We start from the raw sequence: 2,874 nt of genomic DNA, 5'->3' as shown, positions 1-2,874 counted from the left end.
AACTTGACTTTCACTTTTGCAACACCTTTCTTATTGGTTTTTGCAGTGTACTTTTTGCCATTTACAGTAAAAGTGAGCTTTTTACCCTTAATGGCCTTCTTATTTGTGGCCTTAAGGGTAGCATACAAGTATTTGATCTTTTTACTTCTCTTGTATGTTTTCTTAGGTATAGTCAATTTGACTTTCTGTGGATTGACCTTTACTTTCGCTACAGCAAAACTACCATTGTACTTTTCATCTCCAAGGAATGAAACTACAACAGGATAGGTTCCTTTCTTGCTTAGAGCGATTTTTACGCTTGCTACACCTTTAGCATTTGTAGTGCGTTTGTAAATCTTGCCATTGAATGAAATCAATACCTCTTTATTTGCTAAAAGATTTCCTTTGCTGTCTTTTAAGCTAATTGAAAATGCTTTTCCTGCTTTCTTGCCATTGATTTTGGTATTTACAGTAGTGGTTTTCATAGCTTTTGCTACAATGCTTGTAGCTACCATAACAGTTGACCCGCCACTAGAACCATTAATATTGATATTTCCACCTTGAGGGATATTGATTCCAGGTTCCCCCTCAATTGAAGTGACATTGAATTTAAATTGCTTAAGTCCATCGAATGAAGAGACATTTTCTATATTGATTGGATTGCTGGTTGCCAAGATTCCCCTTTCAGAATTTATCATGAGCAAGTCAACGGTCTCTCCAACAACATTCTCATTAATCTTTTCTACAGCGATTCCACTGATATTGATAGCTGGAACCTCTATTTCCAATGGATTTGTAGAATTCTTAGCATTGACTAAAACTATAGTGTCTCCATTATCCACTATGAACTTGATGTTTGAAATTTCGAATGAATCCACATCAAAACTGTTTTTATCAACAACAAATATTGGATTTCCGCCTGCAGATTTGATTGCTGTTGCATTGTTTCCGATTATTGTCAAATTCTTGTTTATGATTATATTTGAGATGTTTTCACAATTGCAATTGCTTAAATCGATTATGTCGCCATCTTCTGCATTGTCAATGATTTTTTGAAGTTTTTCTGCACTTATATTAGATATGATTGAATTTGTATTGAATTCCAAGCTTTGATTGTCTATTCTTAAACTAATTAGATTTTCCTTTGAGGATGAGCTTAATAAGACACTGGCCATATTATTTTCCAATAATCCATTGGTTTGATTCAATTCTCCATTATTGCTTGCAATCTTAAATTCCTTTTCAAATGGATAATAATTGGCGTTTTCAATTAAGCTTCCATCATTATAATGGTTTAAGAGAACCTTGATGTCATAGTAATTTAATTTCTTATCGAAATTGGCTATATTATAATCATTTGCCAAATTTTCTTCAAGATTGTCCAATAGCTCTACAGACAAGCCCATAACAACCCATCTGTTAATGTTGATCTTATCCAACTTTTGAGGATTGTTTGTTCCCCACCAATTGTCTTCCAAATAGATTTTTCCGCCGTTTGGATAGTAAACTGTTGTATCCTTATAGATTGACATGCCTTTCTCAGTATCCTTATTGTTGAAGATGAAAGAGTTGCTGATGTTCAAGTCAACATTCCTATCAAGAATAGCTCCCCCTCCACGGGTATTGATAGCGCTGTTGTTTACAAAATGGCTATTTTTAATGATGACATTTCCTACCCTGCCATCTGTTTTTCCGATGAGGTTAATTGCTCCGCCACCATAATTTGAGACTGTTCCGGTAGCAACGTTCTTAATGAAACTGACATTGTTCATTGGGAAATCACCTTGGCTGTTCTGCATAAAGATTGCTCCTCCAGAGAGTGCCTTGTTGCCTATGAACACTGTGTTTTCAATTGACTTGAATCCGTCAACATACTGCATATAGATAGCCCCACCACCGAAGGTGTTTCCTTTAGCTGTATTGCCCCTGAATTCACATCCAGAAATGTTCAAGCTTGGAGGATAGGATAAGCTGGTGTAATAGCCGTCACAATAGATAACTCCACCATTTCCTCCACTATCTGTAGGAATGACCTGATTGTTTGTAAAGCTTGAATTTGCTATATTCAAATTCCCTACAGAGTAGATTACTCCACCATTTCCGTTTTTCACAATGCATCCGGAAACATCAAGGTTTTCTATTGTCAAATTGCCCATATTAGTAAATGCTCCTCCAGATGCCCCTGTATTGACACCATCAATTATCTTCAGGTTTCTTATAGTCAAGCTGGAATTGTAAATGGAGAATATTCCACCAGTATAACCTACACCATCGAAGGTTGTCTGGTCGATTCCAGAACCTTCTATTGTCAAGTAGGTATCATCCAAGTCAATGCCAAAAACCACATATGATCCTTCGCCAACGGAAATCTTATGAGGCCCATTTTCAGACACTGCCAATTGAATAGCCCTTTCTATAGTATTGACTGGATTGCCTTCGGAACCGTCATTTTCATCATTTCCATCTTTGGAAAGGTATATTGCATCTGAACCTTCCTTAATCAAATCATCATTATTGGAACTTGAACCTAAATCCTCCCTAATCAAATCATCATTATTTGAACTTGAATCTGAAACTTCATTGGATTCAGACAAGCTTTCATCACTAATCATTTCAGAACTTGATTCAGAGTCATCAATCATTTCCAAATCAGAACTGGAACTTAAACTCAAATCAGCGCTGCTCTCATCAACTACATCTGATGAATCAGCTGCACTGGCTGAATTGAATCCTAATATTATCATGAAAAGAAGTGATAATATGATTAAAAATTTCTTATCTAATTTCAAACTTACACCTCATTAAAGAATTTAACAATTTATCATATCTAATTAAATTTTAAAATTCAAGCATCATTGAATACTAAAATTTTAAAATTCAATCTTAATCATTTAA

At 35.2% G+C, this 2,874-nt stretch carries 1 pseudogene; it reads right to left on the bottom strand.

What is annotated here, in order from left to right:
* Nucleotides 1-2,768: pseudogene (locus QZU77_RS10665) on the bottom strand (hypothetical protein); the annotation flags it as partial.
* Between the last annotated feature and the right edge of the window lie 106 nt (nucleotides 2,769-2,874).

Source organism: uncultured Methanobrevibacter sp. (assembly GCF_902774605.1).
Taxonomy (GTDB): domain Archaea; phylum Methanobacteriota; class Methanobacteria; order Methanobacteriales; family Methanobacteriaceae; genus Methanocatella.
The sequence above is the reverse complement of the archived record's forward strand: the minus strand, read 5'-3'. Positions and strand labels throughout refer to the sequence as shown.